The following is a 20,395-nucleotide window of genomic DNA, read 5'->3' as shown; positions in this document are numbered from 1 at the left end:
CGTGGTCGGAAATCACGCGTAGAGTATAAAGGCAAAAGCGCGCTTAACTGCGAGACCCACAAGTCGAGCAGGTACGAAAGTAGGTCTTAGTGATCCGGTGGTTCTGTATGGAAGGGCCATCGCTCAACGGATAAAAGGTACTCTGGGGATAACAGGCTGATACCGCCCAAGAGTTCATATCGACGGCGGTGTTTGGCACCTCGATGTCGGCTCATCTCATCCTGGGGCTGAAGCAGGTCCCAAGGGTATGGCTGTTCGCCATTTAAAGAGGTACGCGAGCTGGGTTTAGAACGTCGTGAGACAGTTCGGTCCCTATCTACCGTGGGCGCTGGAAATTTGAGAGGATCTGCTCCTAGTACGAGAGGACCAGAGTGGACGAACCTCTGGTGTACCGGTTGTGACGCCAGTCGCATCGCCGGGTAGCTATGTTCGGAAGGGATAACCGCTGAAAGCATCTAAGCGGGAAGCCTACCTCAAGATAAGATTTCCCTGTGACTTTATGTCACCTAAAGAGCCGTTGAAGACTACGACGTTGATAGGTTGGATGTGGAAGCATAGTGATATGTGAAGCTGACCAATACTAATTGCTCGTGAGGCTTGACTATACAACACCCAAGCAGTTGTATATAAAGCATCGATTGATTTTATATTGATCTAACGATCAGACGAAGCCTTGATTTAGTTAAGCTAATCGAACAAATGAGAGTATAATTAAGCACTGCTTAGTTCTACTCGCAAGAACTCAGATATTCTGTTAATAACTCATTTGGAAAAAGCATTGGCATACACTGAAAAGTGAGACATAAGACCAAAGCAAGTATCCATAAACAGTTGTGCTGGCGACCATAGCAAGAGTGAACCACCTGATCCCTTCCCGAACTCAGAAGTGAAACCTCTTAGCGCTGATGGTAGTGTGGGGTCTCCCATGTGAGAGTAAGTCATCGCCAGCTCATTATTCCAAAAGCCCTCTGCTATCGCAGGGGGCTTTTTTTATGCGTGGGGTTTAATAGAACAAAATAAAAAGGCTTAAATTCAATTTAAGCCGTTTTATTTATGTATTAATATTTCTGGAATGCATTTACTTAATTATTATAGCCAAATACTTAAAAATATAGAACAATAGAAACATGGGATATTCAAAAGATTTTAAAGACAAAGTCATAGAAATTATGACTAGAGATAAAATGTCTGTGCGAAAAGCAGCACAGCATTTTAACGTCTGTATACAGACGATTCAGAATTGGAAAAAGTCCACTGTAACTAAACCTATTCCTGGTCGCCCAGCTAAAATTAGCAAAGAGCAAATATTGAATGATGTTGAACAATATCCCGATGATTACATCAGTGAACGGGCAGAACGTTTTGGTGTCAGTACACATGCAGTATTTAATGCGCTACATGCTGCAGGAATATCGCGTAAAAAAAGACGTTAAAGCACCCTAAAGCAGATCAAAATCAACGTCGGCAATTTCAGAACTTGATTGAATGTTTAGAACAACAATTACCACTGGTTTATATCGATGAAAGTGGTTTTCAAAGCGAAAGTACGAGATCGCATAGTTATAGCCCTAAAGGAGCGCGAGCTGAAGCTGAATTTAACTGGCAGTTAAAAAATTGTAGCAATGCGATTGGCGCATTAATCGAAAATAGATTGCTTACAGTTGGAGTATTTGATTGTTCAGTGAATCCCGAGGTATTTGAATGCTGGATTGAACAGGATTTATTGCCAAAGCTGAAAAAAACCAGTGTATTGATTATGGATAATGCCACCTTTCACAAAGGAACAAGGCTTCAGGAGTTGATACGTTGTGCAGGCCATTACATTGTGTGGCTTCCTAAATATAGCCCGGACTTAAATCCTATAGAAAAAATGTGGTCACGAGTAAAAATGATTCGCAATAAATTTAGAGTTAAAGATATTGATAAATTGTTTAAAGATTACTGTAATGATTTATTTAGTATTTAGCTATAGTACATTCTAATTACATCGATTTTTTAAGTTGCTTCTGGTGCGTTAAAACTTCTTTTGCATATTTTTTGCCTTGTTTACGCATTTTTCGATCTTTCTCATAGGCAGTAGGGCCTACATTATAATAGCCCAGCGCTTTTTCTAGGCTGCCGCTAGATTCCTGATAACGTGACAGAATATAACTCCCACATCCAATATTGACTGCTTCATTAAATAAATCAGGTCCACAGGTAGATCTCCAATAACGCGGAACAATTTGCATAAGACCCACTGCACCTGCAGGTGAAGCGACCTGACTGCGATAGGTAGATTCCTGTCGAATCACGGCTGCTACTAGCAAGGGATCTAGACTATGTCTTTCTGCATTCTGAATAATTAAAGGTGAAACGCGAGTAGCAGTTGTCGCAGGCACAGCATATGCAGTCTGAATTCCTTGAGACAGTTTAGCAGAGCGTTTTTCTAAGGAGTTACCTCCTAGTGAGGAGCAAGCACTTATTAATATTGTACTAAAGCCAAGCATCCCAATTTTTAAGGTAGTAGGATTTAAGACCTTTAATAATGAATAGTTTTTGCTAGAAAATTTGCCCAACAACTTTCAGCTTCCCTGTATTTTTAAAATTAGGTCGATCTTAGGAAGATGTATGAAAATCGTCAAGAAATTAGATGATTTGTTTACAAAGACAACTTAGATTTTGTTGAATAATGAATTTTTTATGAAGAATTGCTTAAAGAAAAGCTAGTTAGCAGCTGAATTTGTATCTCTGGCTCTTCTTTAAAGTGTATTATATATTTGGATGCACAAGATAGCTTAGTCTAAAGTTTTTAGCATCCAGATTTCACAAGCTGCACTATGACCCGTATTGCCTTCGGGATGATCGAGATGTTCAAAACTTAATTTTTCGTAAAGCTTTACTGCCTGCCAAAGACTTGCAGTAGTTTCAAGATAGATTCGTTTAAAGCTCTGCTCATGAGCGAAGTCAAAAGCCAGATTTAAAATCTGTTTTGCAAATCCATAACGACGAATAATAGGTAAGAAATACATTTTCTGTATTTCTAGAATACTCTGATCACCCTGTAATGGCGCAATACCTCCACCGCCAAAGACTTGATCCTGCTCATCGACAATGACCCAATAAGCCGCTTTTGGCTGCTGATATACTTCATACAGGTTATCCAGGATTGAATCACCGACAGCAAAACCGGACTCTGCTGCAAGTCCGAATTCTACGGAAACTTCACGAATAATTTTGGCAATTTGAACATTATCTTGAGGTTGTATAGGACGAATAGAATACATAGGTCATGACATGAAAAAGGATGGAAATTTTATAGTCCGAAAACCATAAAAAATCCATCCTTTTTGATGATTCGTTCTTTAATAAAGCAGTATTTCCAGTTTTTGATTATTTTAATTCACTTGAAGATTTACCTAGTTCACGTCGAGCAATAATGAGTTGCTGAATCTGTTGAGTTCCTTCAAAAATATCTAGAATCTTGGAATCACGTGCCCATTTTTCTAAAAGTTCAGTCTCGTTATAGCCTATAGATGCTGCTAATTCGACGCACTTCAAAGTGATTTCATTCGCAATACGACCCGCCTTGGCTTTAGCAATAGAAGCTTCACGGGAATTAGGCTTACGATTATCCGCCATCCACGCAGCTTTCAGCATTAATAAACGGGCGGCTTCCCATTCGGCTTCCATACGATAAATCTGCGCTGCAATATTCGATGTTTGTAAGTAAGGTGTATGGTACTCAGAATCTAGCTGATCCTTAAAAATCTCCTTAATTCTTTCTAAGGAAGCTTTAGAGCAACCAATTGCCATTGCTGCAACGAGTGGACGGGTATTATCAAAAGTTTCCATGACACCCGCAAAACCTTTGGCAACATCAATTTCAGCATGTCCAAGCAAATTAGCAGCAGGTATACGACAATCAATAAAACTAGTCGCAGCCGTATCCGAGGCTTTAATGCCTAGCTTATGTTCCAGACGCTCGATTATCATGCCAGGCGTACCTTTGGGTACGACAAAGGACTTTATCGCAGCACGGCCAAGTTTTTTATCTAAAGTCGCCCAGACTACAACCGCATCTGCACGTTCGCCAGAGGTGACAAAGATTTTTTCACCATTGAGGATATAGGCATCACCATCTTTAATAGCAGTAGTACGAATGGCAGCTGAATCGGAACCACAGCCTGGTTCAGTGATTGCCATCGCTGCCCAGATGCCATGAAAGCGTTGTAACTGTTCATCATTAGCAACAGCAGCAATGGCTGAATTTCCTAGACCTTGACGCGGCATTGATAAAAGTAGTCCGCTATCGCCATAACACATTTCGACAATACTAAGTGCAGTGGACATATTGACGCCATTTTTATTACTTTCATCGTTATCACCGCGCTTATTGACCGCAGCTCCCGCATTCATGCCTTCGCTGCCTTGGTTCATGCCATCGACGACAGAGGCAAGCATATCTAACTCTTTCGGATAAGCATGTTCAGCTTTGTCATATTTGCGTGAAATAGGGCGGAGTACATTTAGAGCAACTTCATGTGCCTGATCAATCAGCAATTTGAATTTTTTAGGATTTTGCAAGTTCATCTATTTTTTTCCTTATTCTTTGCTCAGGCATGAAGGCCAGAATGTACGATTGCTGTTGCTCTTAAGTCCCGATACCAGCGCTCTACTGGATGTTCCTTGGTGAAGCCATGTCCGCCCAGAACCTGTACGCCATCTGTGCCAATTTTCATGGATTTTTCTGCACAGAGCAGACGGGCCAGATAAGCTTCTCGATGAAAATCCTGCCCGGATTCTGCCAGACTGGCGGTATTCAGGATCAGCATTTGCATGGCATCAATTTCAATCGCCATATCTGCAATCATAAAAGCTACACTTTGCCGATGGGAAATTGGTTCACCAAAGGCTGTGCGTTCATTGGCATATTGCACACAGTATTTTTTAACCGCTTCACAGGTACCGACCGCCATGGCACACCACATTAAATTGCCTAGATCAAGAAAAGCGGTGTAATCAAAATCGTCATCTCCCAAGCGTTGTGCCGGTGTGTTATTAAATTTGAGATTCATGGTTTGAGTGGCTTTCAGGCCCATAGCCGAAGATTTTTGTGCAGTAATAGTATTATTGCGTTGCATAATAAATACTTCGGTTTTGCCATTCAGATCTGCACTGACCAGATAAATATCAGCAGTTTCTCCGAGCATCACCAAGGTTTTTTCACCATTAATTAAATAGTGATCTCCATTCGACGTTGCTTGAGTTTTTAACTGATAAGGATTAAAGGCGGCTGTTGCTTCCTGTACTGCGAAGGTAGCTTTAAGATGAGGATCATCGGCGAATGCAGTCAAATACTCAGCCTGAACCTGTTCTGAACCCCAATGGGTAATCGCATTAATCACACTAAAGGTAGAAAGCAGTCCAGCGGTCAGACTGAAATCACCTTGAGCCAACTGTTGAGCCATCAGGACATTGCTGACGATATTCTGTTCTGCAGCAACGCCACCTAGAGCTTCAGGCAGAGCATAAAAATTAAGACCCAGATCAGTTGAATATTGCCAGAGTTCCTCTGGGAAGATTTCATGATGATCTGCATCATGTGCCAAAGGATAAAGGACTTCGCTGGCAAACTGTTGCATCGCCTCGCAGGTCATTTGCTGTTCTTCAGTCAGATTCAGATCAAACAGGGATTTGGACTGATGTGGTAAACGTTGTCTTTGAATTTTCTGACCAGATTTCAGGATTTTCTGAGTTTGGCTGAGTGTTTTAAAACCTGCTTTAGAGCTTTGATAAAGAGATTTTTCTAAAAATTTACGCAGCTTTAATTGGTCGAGTAAATCACTTCCAGCCACTTTGGTCAGGATGGACAAGCCAAATCCTTGTGCTTTGTTCACCATATTGTTCATTCTAATTATCCTACGGGGTGTTATCTTATTTACCTGATGTTGACATGCAGTTCTAGAAAAAACCATGTCATCAATGACATGAATCATTGTCAATTTATCATTAAAATAAAGAGGGGATTTAAAATTTAAGATATTGAAAATAAATAGAAAAATGAAATAAGAAAAATTTGGTTTTTATCAAAAATTGACCCGAATGACAAAATCATTCGGGTCTTATATAAGGCTAATAGTAACTTAGTCTATTAGAGATGACGTTTAATCATTGCGCGTACATTAGTTTTCGCATCAATCACCGTCATGAAGGTATAAGCGCCAATGAACTTACGGCTGATAAACATAAATTCTTTAGGCGGTACACTGAAATAACGTGAAGCCATGGATTTAGAAGCCTGCTGCATTACCCGGCTATGAAGCTGGCTTTTTTTCCAGTTATAGCGGTCATGTTCATCCATCACACCTGGAGGCAGGTCTTTATTGTTCATTGGTGAGCTGAAGGCTTCTGTGGCTAACAGGAAGACTTTCGCCATATCCGGTTTGATGCTAGGCGGAATAGAATCAAAGAATTCATAACCGGTCATGGCTTTCACCATCATGTCTGAATCATGATGATAACCGGCCTGGATCAGGTTACGCGCTACATTGAGTAGATGCTGGTCAAACTGACGGATTGCACCGAAGTCAAGAAGTACAATCTTGTCCTGAATATTTTCGCCATCACCTAGACGTACCAGATAATTGCCGAAATTTGGGTCAGTCTGCATCTCGCCCCATTCAAAAATCTCACGTACAGCGATTTCAAGGGAAGCTTCACCCAGTTTATTACGACGTTCCTGTGGTAGAGACAGCATCACTGGACTATTGATCGGTACACCACGTTCAAAGGTCATGCACAGGACACGGTCGGTACAATAGTTATCGATGATGGTCGGTACGATATATCGTGGATCATTTTGAAGACGCTTACAGAAGCGGCGAGTGGTATCTGCTTCGATTTTATAATTGACCTCACGATGCATCATCTCGCGAACTTCATCGAACCATTGATCAAATTCACGGGTTTGCGGCACCATACGGGTCAATTTGAGCATGTTCTTAAACAGACTCATATCAGAATCAATAGCTTCAGCTACACCCGGGTACTGGATTTTAAGTACCAGCTCCATACCGTCTGACTTACGCACCGCACGATGCACCTGAGCCAAAGAGGCAGTGCCCAAGGGCTCATGATCAACTGTCAGATCATCTAGCTTGGAACCTAATTGCTGCTGTAATTGGGCTTTGATCGCCGGCCAAGCCAAAGCGACTGTTTTATTATTTAAAGTATTTAAGGCTTGAGTAACTTCTTCTGGCAGAAAATGCTCGCCATACAGTGCCATCATCTGGCCAATTTTGACAATTGAACCTTTAAGCTTGCCAATTTCTGCAACCAGATAATCGGCCTGTTCTTTCATGGCTTTTTTGCGTCTTCTTTCTTTTTCTTCTTCGCTCGAGAACATAGAACCCGCACTGGATGCTGCCCAGCGCGTACCTGCCAGCAAAGATGCCTTTGCGATCGATAAGCGTCGATCCATTGAGGAAGTTTTCAATTGTTTAAGCTTATCGTTCTGATCTGACATGTAAACTCAATCCTTTTATCAGCATAAAGCGGAATAAATCATTGTAGTGGATATTACCGTGTCTGCACGTATTAAAAAAGTTTAAGCCGCTGAATTCACGGTGAAAATCTCGGCAGGAGCATATCGCTTGCCGTTTTGACCAGTGTAGGGTGAATATTATGACATTTGAAATTGAATTTTTAATTCAGATCGTTGTTGTAACTGTTGTTTATTTGTTTGAATATGTTGATGAATTAGGTTCTGGACTGTTTCATGCATAAAACCCAGCGCATAACCCTTCACAATAACGATGCTTGGCAAGCTGAAAAACAGGTATTTGGCATCTTCCAGTGTCGCGCTACTAAATACGCCTTGCTGCATTAATGTGGTTTGTAAAAATACCTTTTCCTGTTGCACCTGACTAGATAACTGGTCATTCCAGTAGTTCTGGCGCATGGCCATAAGATTGTTGTGCTTATAGCTCATAAGATCTGGGCTCGTTTGGACATCATTGCCGAATTATATGCGGCCATAAAATCAAGTTTCAACCAAAGAACTGTGACATCTTTTTAAGCGAGAAAAATATAGGATTTTATCGAGGACTAAGTTAGTATCAGGCAATAATATAAACAAGATTCATTATTCAATATTGATTGGAAACAAGTCGGTTTTGGTGAAGGGGATATTATGCGTTTTGCATGTTTATTAATGGCAGGTTGTTTGGGGACGGTGGCATTACAGGTTCAGGCGGCTACAGGTTATTCTCAGGAATATATCCAGTGCATGAACTTTAGTTATGGCAAAACAGCTAAACTACAAAAATGTGTGAAAAAAGAATTAAAAGCACAGAACAAACGTCTGAAGAAAAACTATAAGACTTATCTGGAATTGAATGCTGGCTATCGTAATAATATTCGTGATCAGCATACAGTGTGGCAACGTAAACTATCACAGCAATGCAAGCTGACCATGAATACCCAATATGCCCAGATTAAACAGGGTCAATGTGCGCTAGAGATGGTAAAAGATCAGGCGAATTTGTATCAATCGCGTTCTTATCGTGCCGGTGTTTAACTGGTTTTAAGTTAATAAATCCTTCCGGAAATAGTGATAAACCTTAAAAAGCAGGATTCTAATCTGTCTGAAATCCAGAAGATCTGTCATCGATAAACCATGGAGAATTCGGGTTTTTCATGGTTTTGGCATTATAAAAGACCTCAAAACAAGGTATCATAAGGCGTTCTAAAAAATGACCTTGGAGACGCCTTAAGTGGATCGATCGACTATTAGCCCTGAACATTTGCAGGAAGCCGCTGAAAATTTAACTACCATTCGTGATTTTATTCGTTTTGGGGTTACAGCATTACGTCAATACGATGCGCACTTAGGTCAAGGTACAGAAGATTATTTTGCTGAAAGTTCAGCGCTGGTTCTACAAACCTTGTCACTGGACTGGAATGCAGATCCTGAAATTCTGGACTCTAAATTATTGCCGAGTGAAGTCGCTGAGTTCTTAAGCTTGCTGGAACGCCGCATTAATGAACGTGTTCCAACCTCTTATTTATTAAATCTGGCCTATTTCTTCGGCAAGCCATTCTATGTCGATGAACGTGTATTAATTCCACGTTCGCCAATCGTTGAGCTGATTGAAAACCGCTTTGCTCCTTATTGCCTGACTGAAAATGGTGAAATGCGCGCAGCAGTAAATAACTTGCCAGAAAACCCGAATCCAAAAACTCCACAACGCATTCTGGATATGTGTACCGGTTCTGGCTGTATCGCGATTGCATTGGCCTATGCTTTCCCGGATTCAGAAGTGGATGCAACTGATATTTCTAAAGATGCCTTGGAAGTGGCGCAGATTAACTGTGAACATCACAGTAAACAGTACCAAGTGGCCTTACTTGAATCTGATTTGTTCGCTAAAATTCCAGCTGAAAACCAATATGATCTAATCGTATCTAATCCTCCATATGTCGATGCAGAGGATATGGCTGATCTTCCTGATGAATTCCATCATGAGCCAGAGCTGGCATTGGCTGCTGGTCAAGACGGTCTGGATCTAGTTCGTAAGATGCTGGCTCAAGCAGCTGATTATCTGACTGAAGATGGTCTGATCGTGATTGAAGTGGGTAACTCTGAATGGGCAATGAAGCAAAACTTCAATACCGTTGATTTTCACTGGTTGCAGTTCCAACGTGGTGGTTCAGGTATCTTTGCACTGACTGCAGCCCAATGCCGTCAATATCGCGATTTATTCACTCAATCTGTTAATTCATAAGGAGTCGTTCACATGGCAGGTAATAGTATAGGGCAACTCTTCCGTGTAACGACTTGTGGTGAATCTCATGGTGTTGGCCTGATGGCGATCATTGATGGGGTTCCACCAGGAATTGAACTGTCTGAAGCTGATTTGCAAAAGGATCTGGACCGTCGTAAGCCAGGCACATCAAAATTTGCAACACAGCGTAAAGAACCGGATGAAGTTGAAATTATTTCCGGTGTGTTTGAGGGTAAAACCACCGGTACTTCAATTGGTCTTTTAATCCGCAATACGGACCAGAAATCGAAAGATTATGGCAATATCGCGCAAACTTTCCGCCCGGGCCATGCAGACTATACCTATACTCAGAAGTATGGTTTTCGTGACTATCGCGGTGGTGGCCGTTCGAGTGCGCGTGAAACTGCGATGCGTGTTGCAGCGGGCGCGATTGCCAAGAAATTCCTGTTTGAAAAATTCGGTATTGAAATCCGTGGTCATGTGACCCAAATCGGTACTGAAAAAGCAGAAAAACTGGACTGGAATGAAGTGCCAAATAACCCGTTCTTCTGTGGTGATGTTGATGCGGTGCCGCGGTTTGAAGCATTGGTAACTTCATTACGTGAGCAAGGCACAAGCTGTGGTGCACGTTTAGAAATTATTGCTTCTAAAGTACCAGTCGGTTGGGGTGAACCAGTATTTGATCGTTTAGATGCTGATATTGCCCATGCCATGATGTCAATTAATGCCGTGAAAGGCGTGGAAATTGGTGATGGTTTTGGTGTGGCTGAGCAGTTCGGTCATGAAACCCGTGATGAACTCACAACAGATGGCTTCCTGGCGAACCATGCTGGCGGTATCTTGGGTGGTATATCTAGCGGTCAGGATATTCGTGTTTCGATTGCGCTGAAACCAACTGCTTCCATCACGACTCCGGGTAAAACTATTACCATTAACCGTGAAGATACTGATGTCCTGACCAAAGGCCGTCATGATCCTTGCGTGGGTGTACGTGCAACCCCAATTGCTGAAGCGATGCTAGCAATTGTTTTGATGGATCACTTCATGCGTCATCGTGCACAAAATGCCGATGTCGTTGCGCCGTTTGAGCCAATTGAACCTAAATAATTTGCTTTATAGAATTAAATGAAATTAAAGTCAGACTTCGGTCTGACTTTTTCATATTTATAAAATGAAAAATAACAATATTTGTTTACCCCAACCTACGGACATTCAAGGCATTGTTAAGTTGATTAATACAGCTTATCGATCTAATTTGGGCTGGACGCATGAACATGGCATTGTTTCAGGTGATCGAATTAATGAGGCTCAGTTAAGTGAGCTTTTAACACGATCTGATTTTGAACTTTATGTTTTGGAAAATGATGACCAACTGGTGGGTTGCATTGGTGTGACACACTTGCCAGATTGTTTTGAAATCGGCAGTTTTGCTATTTACCCAGTCCGGCAAAATTCAGGTTATGGTCGAATATTGTTAGATTTCGCTGAGCAATACTCTAGAGAAAAAATACCTTTCAAAAAACTTAGAATGTCTGTTCTTAATGTTCGCATTGAATTAATCGCGTATTATGAGCGTTGTAGTTATCACCAAACCGGCAAAACAGAGAGTTATCCACTGGATGCAGATGCTGGACAACCTTTAGTAGATTTAAATCTGGTGATTTTAGAAAAGAGTCTCGAAAAGATTTATGAAGTTATTTGAATCTATTTTTGATTCTAAGTGTGTTTAATAAGAATAATAACAGGATGTATGAATATATGAATAGAAGTATGGTTAAGTGCTGAATTAAGTAGGGAAGTGTTAACAGAAGATCATCTTGATCTCGAAAATAAAGCACGTAACACAGTAGAAAATGCCTTAAATGCTCAACTACAAAATAAGTCGTATGATATTCCGATAGATAAATGGAAGTGCATTGAAATTATGATGGGAAATGATAGTTTTGATGAACGTATTTTTTATTCATTTAAGCGTAGAAATATGGATTTCCGTTTTAAGGATTGATCCAACAAATTTTAAGGCAACAGATGATTTAGGCCGTGAGAGACTCATTTTTAGGATGCTCTTAAGAAGCCTAGATTTGTTAAAAGTTAAGTTTGAAAAAGCCCGTCCGAAGCTTGATGCAAAGGTTTATGAGGAGCTTGAAAGACTAAAAAATGATGCACTAAATGTTGCAAAAGATGAAAGTTGGATTTAAAGCATATTTTAATTAAAGCCAGCCAAAGTGTTTTTTATTTATTATCCATTGAATTTTCCACTATTTTTATCCTGAAATGAGCCGGTTGTTGTATTCTTGCTCATTGATAGGCAATTGAATTGGATGCGATTGCCGCAAAACCCATATCATGAGTTGTTCAATGTTTCAGACTATCTTCACTGTACTGTTTCCGCTTATTGGCCTGATTACTTTGGGCTATGTATTAAAACAAAGGAAATGGCTGGAAGATAGTTTCTGGCATGGGGCAGAAAAACTCAATTATTTTGTCCTGTTTCCAGTTATGCTGTTTTTAAATCTGGCCGTAGCCAAGATTGAAATGGCAGTCATTAAAGATGTGATTCTGGTGATCTTTAGCCTTATGACGGTGGTCAGTATTGCGCTATATGTACTGCGCAAGATTTATCAGATTGGCTATGCACGTTTTGGGGTCTATGTGCAGGCACTTCTGCGCTTTAACACCTATATCGGCCTTGCAGCAGTGAATGCCTTATTTCATCAGCAGGGCATGACCATTTTCGCCGTAGTGATGGTGTTGTGTATTCCACTGGTCAATATTTTATCTGTACTTGCATTTACTCGTAGTTCAGATATGCAGATCTTCAAAATTCTGGTTGATCTGTTAAAGAATCCTTTAATTCTAGGTTCTCTTGTGGGTGGCCTATTTAATCTTTCAGGCTTATCACTCTGGGCCGGGTTTGAATTATTCCTAAAACAGATTGCCTTATGCAGTTTGCCGCTTGGTTTGATGTGTGTGGGGGCTGCTTTAAAATTCCAAGGCTTCCAGCGGGATATCTTCCCATTGGGCCTGGCGACTTTCGGACGTTTATTGGGAATGCCGCTCGCTGCGTTCTTTGTCTGCCAATTATTTGATATTGATCCTTTAACCACACAGGTACTGGTGTTGTTTTTTGCTTTACCTACAGCTTCAGCTTCTTATGTGCTGACGCGTGTCTATGGAGGAGATAGCCAGTTCATGGCCAGTATTATCAGTATGCAAACGGTAGTCGCGGCTGGATCTCTCATGTTAATTCTTTCCTGGTTAATTTAATTTTAGGCTCTGAAAGCCAGTCATATATTGAGAGTTTTCTGGTAAACCAATCTCGTAAATAGCCTAAGAAAATATTAACTTTATTGCTTTTCTTAAATGCTTTTTATTGGAGCATGACGTAGAAAAATGAGGCAAAAAACCAAATTAAAATCTTAAAACTCATTTGAAATAGATAGTGTTATTTCTTCTAAATTTATTGAAAGTGTTGTTACCACTTAAATCACGTGAATTAACATAAATAAAAAACTGTAGTCCCCGATAAGATGGTATATAAATTGCTCAGGATAATAAAAATATTATTGCAGGAGAGAAATGCTACTGCATTCGCCGAAGGAGCAAGGTCCCAGGAAACTCTCAGGCAAAAGGACTGCAATAATATATTAAACTCTGGAGAGAAGTGTTGAATCACTCACCGAAGGGGGAAGGTTGCTGCATACAGTTATGATGCAGTCACCGATGCTCTCAGGTACACATGACAGATGGGAAAGACATCACATATTAAGGAGAGGTGTCTATGCGTCATGTTATTGTGGTGGGGGCAGGCATTACCGGTGTAACAACAGCTTATGAGCTCGCTTTACTCGGTTATCAGGTCACGGTGGTCGACCGTCATCTTTATCCCGCGATGGAAACATCCTTTGCCAATGGCGGACAACTTTCTGCCTGTAATGCAGAAGTCTGGAATCAAAAAGCCACTGTATTGAAAGGCATCAAATGGATGTCACAAAAAACCGCGCCACTATTGCTCAATCCTTCTTTTAATCTGCATAAATATAGCTGGCTGATGGAATTTCTAGGTCATATTAAAAACTATGAAACCAATACCCGGCAAACGGTAAGACTCGCGCTACTGGCCAGAAAACGCCTGTTTGAAATTGCCGAAATTGAGCAGATTGATTTTGATCTGGAAAAGCGCGGAATTCTACATTTCTACCATAATAAAGCTGATTATGATGTCGCAATTAATGTCAATGATCTCCTATGTAGTGGTGGTCTAGAACGTAATGCAATTACAAATGAAGAAATCAAGCAGATTGAACCTGCATTAACTGGAGATTACTACGCCGGGTTTTATTGCCAAAGTGATGCGACTGGAGATATTCATAAATTCAGTACCGGACTGGCAAATGCCTGTATGAAAAAAGGGGTGAAATTCGAATTTGGTCAGGATGTATTTGCAGTCGATCACCAGGCACAGCAGATTACAGTTAAATGCAGGTCCAGCCCTGAAAATGTGCGTGCCGATGCTGAAGATGTGCTCGAGATTCAGGCAGATGCCATTGTAGTATGTGCTGGTGTCAGCAGTTATCAGTTGGCAGATCTGTTGGGTGAGCGAGTGAATGTCTACCCGGTGAAAGGCTATTCAATTACGGTAAAGCTCAATGATGAGCAAAGTCAGCAAAATGCTCCTTGGGTCAGTCTGCTAGATGAGAGTGCCAAGATCGTCTTGTCACGTTTAGGTAAAGACCGCTTACGTGTTGCAGGAACCGCGGAATTTAATGGTTATAATCGCGATATTCGTGTTGACCGGATTCAGCCTTTAATTGACTGGACACAACGCAATTTCGATCTGTGTACTGAACATGTGGTGCCGTGGGCAGGTCTGCGTCCCATGATGCCGAATATGATGCCTGTAGTGTGCCGTGGTAGACAGGAACGTGTCTTTTATAATACCGGTCATGGACACTTGGGCTGGACATTATCAGCGGCAACCGCAGCTATGATTAGCCAAGAAATAGCTCAGCATTATCCGGCCTAAGTAAATAGCCCGTTTGCGGGCTATTTTAAAGCTCAAAAAATAATTGTTTATTCATTAAGCTCCTTCTACCTGAGGAACAAGAATAAGGTGACGTGAATCTTTATAAAAACCTCTCCTATAAGGAGAGGGAGTTTTTAGTTTAAATTTTTAAATATATTAGGACTTACGCATTGACGGATTCAAAAAAGTATTAAAATACTTTATAAAGTATCTGTGATTAGACGAATTAAACATGCTTCTACAGCAACTTGTACATTACCCATTTATATGGGCTTTCTCATGACAGAACCGAACTCTATTAGCTGCACACAACTTGCCGAGACTTATAATATCTCGCATGATAGTGTAAATCGCTTTCTAGAGCGTGAAGACTACACACCTCACGACCTATATCAAGAATCAATTCAACATATTGATAATAATAAACTTATAGTCAGTATTGATGATACTGTTTTAGATAAACCATATAGTCAACATATGGACTTGGTTAGCTATTTTTGGTCAGGCAAACACCACCGATCCGTCAAGGGTATTAATCTCATTACCTTGTATGCGACAGATCAAAATGGTCAAAATATTCCAATTAATTTCCGAATTTATGACAAATCTGAAAGTAAAACCAAGAATGATTACTTTATGGATATGTTAAGTGAAGTACTCAGTTGGGGTGCAAAGATTCAATTTATTACAGGTGATAGTTGGTATTCATCGACTGGAAATCTAAAAACCATAAGAAAATATGGTATTCGATTTATGTTTGGTATCGACTGTAACCGTAAGGTTTCCCCAGAAAAAGGACAATGGTTTCAACTGCGTTTATTGCCAGATTTCCATCAGGGTCAAGTGGTCTGGCTCAAAGATTTTGGCTTTGTACAATTATTTAAGACTCAGTTAAAAGAACAGCAGAGGTTTTATATTGTGCATCAAGATGAAGATGATTTATTGTCCTTTGAGGGTTTTCATGAATTACATTCAAGTCATTGGAAAATAGAGCAATATCACCGGGTGATTAAACAGGTTTGTCATATTGAAAAGTTTCAAGTAAGACGATCTAAACTGATTTTGAATCATATTTTTTCAGCCTTGATGGCCTACGTTGAGATACAAAAGAACCAGTTTGAGCGGATCTTTGAAAATGTATATCGTTGGCAGAAGAAATTATTTAGACCAGTTATCAAAAACTTCATTGATGACTTTATTCTCGATAAAAATCATCTGCTACCACAGAGAATCTATAAATAATAGTGCGTAAGTCCTATATATATTTAGGACATTGATAGATAAAAATAAAGGTCAGCTGTTTAATCATATAAACGATAAATACCACTAAAGCGCTCGCAGCCTTTTTGTTCAGTACTGACCGTCAAGATTGCCTTGCTATAATTAAAGTTATATTTGCAGTCATGCTCATTATCCGTAATCTGGCTTTTAGTTTCCGTCGTGGTATAAGCCAGAAAAGGAATGGTCTGGGTTTCTGCACGATTATTCGGATTACGGTAGGCGACCCCTTCAATCTTGATGCGGTCTTTCGTCAGCTGATGAATCTTGAGATGAATCGGCTGTTTGGCCATTTGGCCCTGTTCAAACTTCAGATAGTGCTGAGTCAGGCTCTGATTCAAAGAAATATAAATATTGAGGTCATCCAGACGCTGGTCAAATTGCTGTTTAAAGCAGTCCAGCGTTTTACATTGCTGTAAGCGTGTGCTCCATAGTTGCTGGGTATCTTGCAACAAGCGAACAGGTGCATCTGTAATCAGAAAAGCGGTAAAATATTGATCTGTCAGTTTTTCACGCGGTTCAGCTAGAGAGGCTGAGCAGATCTTTTTCATGGCTGCGTTATTGTTATGATGACTGCTACAGTCCAGCGATTCAGCATGAATGCTGCTAGCAAAAAGGCCTGTCCCGAGTAAAAGTCCCATTATTTTCATCATATTTATATCAGTTTTCAGTAGCATGATCGCTTATACTTTCACTGTGTTACGCTAGGTCTAACTATAGCGAAATAGAAACGTCGTGTACAAGATTTCAATCAGTTATTTCTAAAGGATATAAAAGTGATTGCACAAATTCGTATTGGTCAGGGACTGGATGTACATGCATTTGAAGAAGGTGATTTTGTCACTCTGGCAGGTATTCAGATTCCACATACGCATGGCTTGAAAGCACACTCTGATGGTGATGTAGTTTTACATGCACTTTGTGATGCTTTATTAGGTGCCTTAGCACTGGGCGATATTGGTCAACATTTTCCGGATACCGATCCGCAGTTTAAGGGTGCGGACAGCAAGGTCTTGTTAAAGCATGTCTATCAGCTAATTCTGGATCGTGGTTATCGCCTGAATAATGCCGATATTACGGTGGCCTGTGAACGTCCAAAGCTGGCTAAACATAATCTGGAAATGCGTCAGAGCATTGCCGATGTACTGGATGTGGATGTGACTCAAATCAGTATTAAAGCCACAACCACTGAAAAATTAGGATTTACTGGCCGTCAGGAAGGTATTATGTCTATGGCAACTGTTCTAATCATCCACTACAAATAACATCAACCGAAGTTATTGGGATGAATCAGGGATAATTCCAGTTCATGTGTTGCTTTACGGCCTTGCAGCTGTAGGGCAACCGCATGAATTAAACCGGTCCAGGTTTCATTCGGTTCCCAGAGCTGATGCAGATATTCCTGCGCAGTCGGCATATCCATATTCATATAGTATTGACGGTATAGATATATCAGGCAGCTGACATGATAATTCTGCGTACAATGTACCCAGACCATTTGTTCTTTGACCAGATAATCAATCAGATCCAGTACCAGTAGGCACTGACTATCTGAGGGAGTTTCCCAAGAGATGGGCAATTGGATATAGTTCAAGCCAAGATCAAGACAAATTTTATCTTCATGTAACAGATGATGATCGCTATCTGTTAATGCCACATTGATTACGGTAGAGACGCCGTATTCTTTAATCAACCTCAGTTGTTCAGTTGTCGGCTGACCAGAGCTGAACAGATGGTCATGGATGAACTGAAAATTTTCAATTTGACTTAATGCAGTTTCAATTTCATTCATCAGATAAAATTTTCCTTGTTCAGAAATGAAAACGCCATCTTGTCGATGGCGTTTGTCAGTTCGTTTAACGATTAGGTAAAACGTCCTTCAATGCCTCATGCATGTCAAGCAACACTTTTTCTGTGGTCTCCCAATCGATACAGCCATCAGTTACTGATTTTCCATATTCCAGATCACAAAGATTGGCAGGAATATCCTGACGGCCACCTTTCAGGTGACTTTCTACCATAATACCAACAATTGACTTGTTTCCATCAAGAATTTGTTCAGTAATATTTTTTAAGACAAGCGGTTGTAAGTACGGGTCTTTATTCGAGTTTGCGTGGCTGGCATCAATCATGATTTTGCCGCTGACTTTGGCTTTCGCAAGAGTTGCTTCAGCATCTGCAACTGAACCTGCATCGTAGTTAGGTTTACCATTACCACCACGTAGAACCACGTGTGCATATGGGTTACCTGAAGTACGAATCACCGCAACCTGACCTTGATCGTTAAGGCCCAAGAAGCTGTGACCATGTTTAACAGATTGCATTGCATTGGTCGCAACAGTTAAGCCGCCGTCTGTACCATTTTTGAAGCCGACTGGTGAAGACAGGCCAGAAGACATTTCACGGTGAGTTTGGCTCTCGGTAGTACGTGCACCGATCGCTGACCATGAAATTAGATCTTGATAGTACTGTGGAGAGTTTGGATCCAGTGCTTCTGTCGCACATGGCAGGCCAAGTTCATTCAGCTCCAGTAACAGTTTACGACCGATACGCAGACCTTTCTCAATATTGAAAGAGTCATTCATATCAGGGTCATTGATCAGACCTTTCCAGCCTACAGTTGTACGCGGTTTTTCAAAATAAACACGCATTACGATATACAGGCTATCTTTTACTTTTTCGCTTAAAGCTTTTAAACGTTCAGCATATTCATGCGCAGCCGCTGGATCATGAATTGAACATGGACCAATCACTACAAAAATACGCTTATCCTTGCCATCCAGGATATTACGAATCGTTTCACGACCATGCAGTACGGTTTGATAAGCAGTTTCAGTCAAAGGTAACTCTGCTTTCAACTGAGCAGGTGTTACCAAAGGAATCATGCTTTGGATATTCACGTCATCAATATCTGATGCTGAAATAGGTTTTGACTGTAGTGTATTCATTGCCGTCACTGGTTTGATCATACAAAAGGTTGTTTAATAGCCTGAATATAACATGAATGATGCGTCACTTTGTTATAAAAAAGATGAATACTTCTTTGAAAAAAAAGTGATGAATCCATGATTTAGTTTAAACAGCAGCTGTTTTTTCTACTGCTGTTACCAATTCAGGTTGGGCGGGTTGTGCCGGTTTTGACTTGACTGGATTCACAATGAAATTCACGCCAAGACAGAACAGGGTAATCCCAAGAATTTTACGGATAATTTTCTCTGGCATACGTGAACTGATCAGTGTACCAATCACAATTGCTGGAATAGAACCGCAAAGTAACCAGCCTAATAAAGTAAAGTCTACATTACCAGCACTCATATGGCCCAGACCTGCGACTAAAGTTAGAAGTACTGCATGTACTACATCCGAACCGATAATGCGGATCATGGGTAAATTCGGAAACATGAGGATCAGGGCCATAATACCGAAAGCACCGGCACCGACAGATGACAGGGTCACAAACACGCCCAGTACAATCCCCATGATCACGATCAAGACACGTTTATTACCGGATTTAAAATCAACTTTGTCCAGATCCTGAGTCATGTCAGGCAGTTCTTGTTTGCGGTATTTATTAAAGAACTTTTCAATGGAATTGCGGAATACAATAGATGCACCGGTAAGGGTCAGCATAAAGCCCAATACCATAGTCAGTGTTGCTTTATAATGTGTCGATTGACTAAGGTAATTCTCAAGTACCCAGTGGGTCACAAATGAGGCAGGGATACTACCGATCGCCAGCCAGATTACAATGGGCCAGACAATATTCATTTTCTTGGCATGAACCAATGAACCACAGAATTTAGAAATTGCGGCATAAAGAAGGTCTGTACCAATCGCGATATGTGGTTCAACCCGAAGCAGTGTAATCAGAATTGGGGTCATTAACGAACCGCCACCGACACCGGTAATCCCAACACAGAAACCTACCAATACACCTGCTAAAATAAATTCAATCGGACCAAACATGCATATATGCCAAAATCAAAAAACGAGCATATCTTATGACTTTTAAATATAAGTCGTTGTCTTGATTATTGATTTGCTTATTCTAAAAAGAGATAAAGACTGTAAAATTTAAAGTAATTCATCCTAATTTATATTTTAATTTGAATCATCTAGCACACCTTTCTATTGCTAAGCCTGAAAATTGATAAAGATTCTGCAAAATGCCTTTTGATTTATTTGTTTAAAGATCAGCCGCTTTAAATTTATTTTAATTTTTAAGCTGGGCTAAGGCGCGAGCGTTGTACAGCTGCCAGAGTTTTATTATTTGGGATAGACACGATTTGTGAGTTCAACACTTAAGCATGCTCAAATCACGCTT

The 20,395-nt window shown here is 40.6% G+C and carries 21 protein-coding genes, 1 rRNA gene, 1 riboswitch and 3 other annotated features; of the genes, 12 read left to right on the top strand and 10 right to left on the bottom strand.

Annotated elements, in window-relative coordinates; all coding sequences use genetic code 11:
• Positions 1 to 127 (top strand) — a sequence feature (23S ribosomal RNA rRNA prediction is too short).
• Positions 128 to 147: 20 nt separating this feature from the next.
• Positions 148 to 307 (top strand) — a sequence feature (23S ribosomal RNA rRNA prediction is too short).
• 19 nt (positions 308 to 326) lie between these two features.
• Positions 327 to 592 (top strand) — a sequence feature (23S ribosomal RNA rRNA prediction is too short).
• 243 nt (positions 593 to 835) lie between these two features.
• The 3 genes from rrf (at position 836) to F897_RS11065 (ending at position 1,966) form a co-directional block, all read left to right on the top strand.
• Positions 836 to 950, top strand: a 5S ribosomal RNA gene (rrf, locus tag F897_RS11075).
• Positions 951 to 1,127: 177 nt separating this feature from the next.
• On the top strand, positions 1,128 to 1,433 hold the full coding sequence (locus tag F897_RS11070) for an IS630 transposase-related protein (protein WP_004779997.1): 306 nt from the start codon (positions 1,128 to 1,130) through the stop codon (positions 1,431 to 1,433).
• 44 nt (positions 1,434 to 1,477) lie between these two features.
• Positions 1,478 to 1,966, top strand: coding sequence for a transposase (locus F897_RS11065; protein WP_005233073.1), 489 nt, complete (start codon positions 1,478 to 1,480; stop codon positions 1,964 to 1,966).
• Between the two features lie 16 nt (positions 1,967 to 1,982).
• Here F897_RS11065 and F897_RS11060 read toward each other — a convergent pair whose 3' ends face one another.
• The 6 genes from F897_RS11060 to F897_RS11035 all read right to left on the bottom strand — a co-directional run bounded on the left by F897_RS11060 (position 1,983) and on the right by F897_RS11035 (position 7,972).
• Positions 1,983 to 2,489, bottom strand: coding sequence for a lytic transglycosylase domain-containing protein (locus F897_RS11060; RefSeq protein WP_224214000.1), 507 nt, complete (start codon positions 2,487 to 2,489; stop codon positions 1,983 to 1,985).
• Positions 2,490 to 2,777: 288 nt separating this feature from the next.
• Positions 2,778 to 3,266: a GNAT family N-acetyltransferase gene (locus F897_RS11055; protein ID WP_004785485.1), complete on the bottom strand. Its 489-nt coding sequence runs from the start codon at positions 3,264 to 3,266 to the stop codon at positions 2,778 to 2,780.
• A gap of 106 nt (positions 3,267 to 3,372) precedes the next feature.
• Positions 3,373 to 4,572, bottom strand: a complete 1,200-nt coding sequence (locus tag F897_RS11050) for an acyl-CoA dehydrogenase family protein (protein WP_005235910.1) — start codon at positions 4,570 to 4,572, stop codon at positions 3,373 to 3,375.
• 23 nt (positions 4,573 to 4,595) lie between these two features.
• Complete coding sequence (locus F897_RS11045) at positions 4,596 to 5,882, bottom strand: acyl-CoA dehydrogenase family protein (RefSeq protein ID WP_171065469.1); 1,287 nt, start codon at positions 5,880 to 5,882, stop codon at positions 4,596 to 4,598.
• A gap of 251 nt (positions 5,883 to 6,133) precedes the next feature.
• Positions 6,134 to 7,507 (bottom strand): ABC1 kinase family protein, encoded by a 1,374-nt coding sequence (locus tag F897_RS11040; RefSeq protein WP_005235905.1) that lies wholly within the window; start codon positions 7,505 to 7,507, stop codon positions 6,134 to 6,136.
• 156 nt (positions 7,508 to 7,663) lie between these two features.
• Positions 7,664 to 7,972: a hypothetical protein gene (locus tag F897_RS11035; protein WP_005235902.1), complete on the bottom strand. Its 309-nt coding sequence runs from the start codon at positions 7,970 to 7,972 to the stop codon at positions 7,664 to 7,666.
• A gap of 201 nt (positions 7,973 to 8,173) precedes the next feature.
• On the opposite strand from F897_RS11035, the gene F897_RS11030 reads away from it, so the two are divergent.
• The 8 genes from F897_RS11030 to F897_RS10995 all read left to right on the top strand — a co-directional run bounded on the left by F897_RS11030 (position 8,174) and on the right by F897_RS10995 (position 16,035).
• Positions 8,174 to 8,560: a lysozyme inhibitor LprI family protein gene (locus tag F897_RS11030; protein WP_005235900.1), complete on the top strand. Its 387-nt coding sequence runs from the start codon at positions 8,174 to 8,176 to the stop codon at positions 8,558 to 8,560.
• Positions 8,561 to 8,756: 196 nt separating this feature from the next.
• The gene (prmB, locus tag F897_RS11025; RefSeq protein WP_005235898.1) at positions 8,757 to 9,767 is read left to right on the top strand and encodes a 50S ribosomal protein L3 N(5)-glutamine methyltransferase; all 1,011 of its coding nucleotides are present in this window, start codon (positions 8,757 to 8,759) and stop codon (positions 9,765 to 9,767) included.
• A 12-nt stretch (positions 9,768 to 9,779) separates the two neighbouring features.
• Positions 9,780 to 10,874, top strand: a complete 1,095-nt coding sequence (gene aroC / locus F897_RS11020; protein ID WP_004785500.1) for a chorismate synthase — start codon at positions 9,780 to 9,782, stop codon at positions 10,872 to 10,874.
• 64 nt (positions 10,875 to 10,938) lie between these two features.
• Positions 10,939 to 11,469, top strand: a complete 531-nt coding sequence (locus tag F897_RS11015) for a GNAT family N-acetyltransferase (RefSeq protein ID WP_005235896.1) — start codon at positions 10,939 to 10,941, stop codon at positions 11,467 to 11,469.
• Positions 11,470 to 11,713: 244 nt separating this feature from the next.
• Positions 11,714 to 11,965, top strand: a complete 252-nt coding sequence (locus F897_RS17955; RefSeq protein WP_005235892.1) for a hypothetical protein — start codon at positions 11,714 to 11,716, stop codon at positions 11,963 to 11,965.
• A gap of 160 nt (positions 11,966 to 12,125) precedes the next feature.
• Positions 12,126 to 13,034: an AEC family transporter gene (locus F897_RS11005; RefSeq protein WP_005235890.1), complete on the top strand. Its 909-nt coding sequence runs from the start codon at positions 12,126 to 12,128 to the stop codon at positions 13,032 to 13,034.
• 292 nt (positions 13,035 to 13,326) lie between these two features.
• A riboswitch (glycine riboswitch) is annotated at positions 13,327 to 13,414 on the top strand.
• Positions 13,415 to 13,548: 134 nt separating this feature from the next.
• The gene (locus F897_RS11000; protein ID WP_005235888.1) at positions 13,549 to 14,793 is read left to right on the top strand and encodes a D-amino acid dehydrogenase; all 1,245 of its coding nucleotides are present in this window, start codon (positions 13,549 to 13,551) and stop codon (positions 14,791 to 14,793) included.
• A gap of 213 nt (positions 14,794 to 15,006) precedes the next feature.
• Positions 15,007 to 16,035, top strand: a complete 1,029-nt coding sequence (locus tag F897_RS10995; RefSeq protein WP_079255106.1) for an IS701 family transposase — start codon at positions 15,007 to 15,009, stop codon at positions 16,033 to 16,035.
• A 59-nt stretch (positions 16,036 to 16,094) separates the two neighbouring features.
• Here F897_RS10995 and F897_RS10990 read toward each other — a convergent pair whose 3' ends face one another.
• Positions 16,095 to 16,748: an A1S_1983 family putative colistin resistance protein gene (locus F897_RS10990; RefSeq protein WP_005235883.1), complete on the bottom strand. Its 654-nt coding sequence runs from the start codon at positions 16,746 to 16,748 to the stop codon at positions 16,095 to 16,097.
• Positions 16,749 to 16,847: 99 nt separating this feature from the next.
• On the opposite strand from F897_RS10990, the gene ispF reads away from it, so the two are divergent.
• Entirely contained in the window at positions 16,848 to 17,336 is a 489-nt protein-coding gene (ispF, locus tag F897_RS10985; RefSeq protein ID WP_005235881.1) for a 2-C-methyl-D-erythritol 2,4-cyclodiphosphate synthase, read from the top strand.
• 2 nt (positions 17,337 to 17,338) lie between these two features.
• Here the strand turns inward: ispF and F897_RS10980 are convergent, their stop codons facing one another.
• From F897_RS10980 to F897_RS10970, 3 genes are all read right to left on the bottom strand, one after another.
• The gene (locus tag F897_RS10980) at positions 17,339 to 17,863 is read right to left on the bottom strand and encodes a protein tyrosine phosphatase family protein (protein WP_004785512.1); all 525 of its coding nucleotides are present in this window, start codon (positions 17,861 to 17,863) and stop codon (positions 17,339 to 17,341) included.
• 64 nt (positions 17,864 to 17,927) lie between these two features.
• A complete protein-coding gene (locus tag F897_RS10975; protein ID WP_122959132.1) occupies positions 17,928 to 19,019 on the bottom strand; it encodes a 3-deoxy-7-phosphoheptulonate synthase in 1,092 nt (363 codons plus the stop codon).
• A gap of 127 nt (positions 19,020 to 19,146) precedes the next feature.
• Positions 19,147 to 20,037 carry a sulfite exporter TauE/SafE family protein gene (locus F897_RS10970; protein WP_005235878.1) on the bottom strand — a complete coding sequence of 297 codons (891 nt, stop codon included), beginning with the start codon at positions 20,035 to 20,037 and terminating at the stop codon, positions 19,147 to 19,149.
• Positions 20,038 to 20,395: the final 358 nt, after the last annotated feature.

It is taken from the genome of Acinetobacter variabilis, from assembly GCF_000369625.1.
Classification (GTDB): domain Bacteria; phylum Pseudomonadota; class Gammaproteobacteria; order Pseudomonadales; family Moraxellaceae; genus Acinetobacter; species Acinetobacter variabilis.
This window is presented reverse-complemented; position numbering and strand designations above follow the sequence as displayed.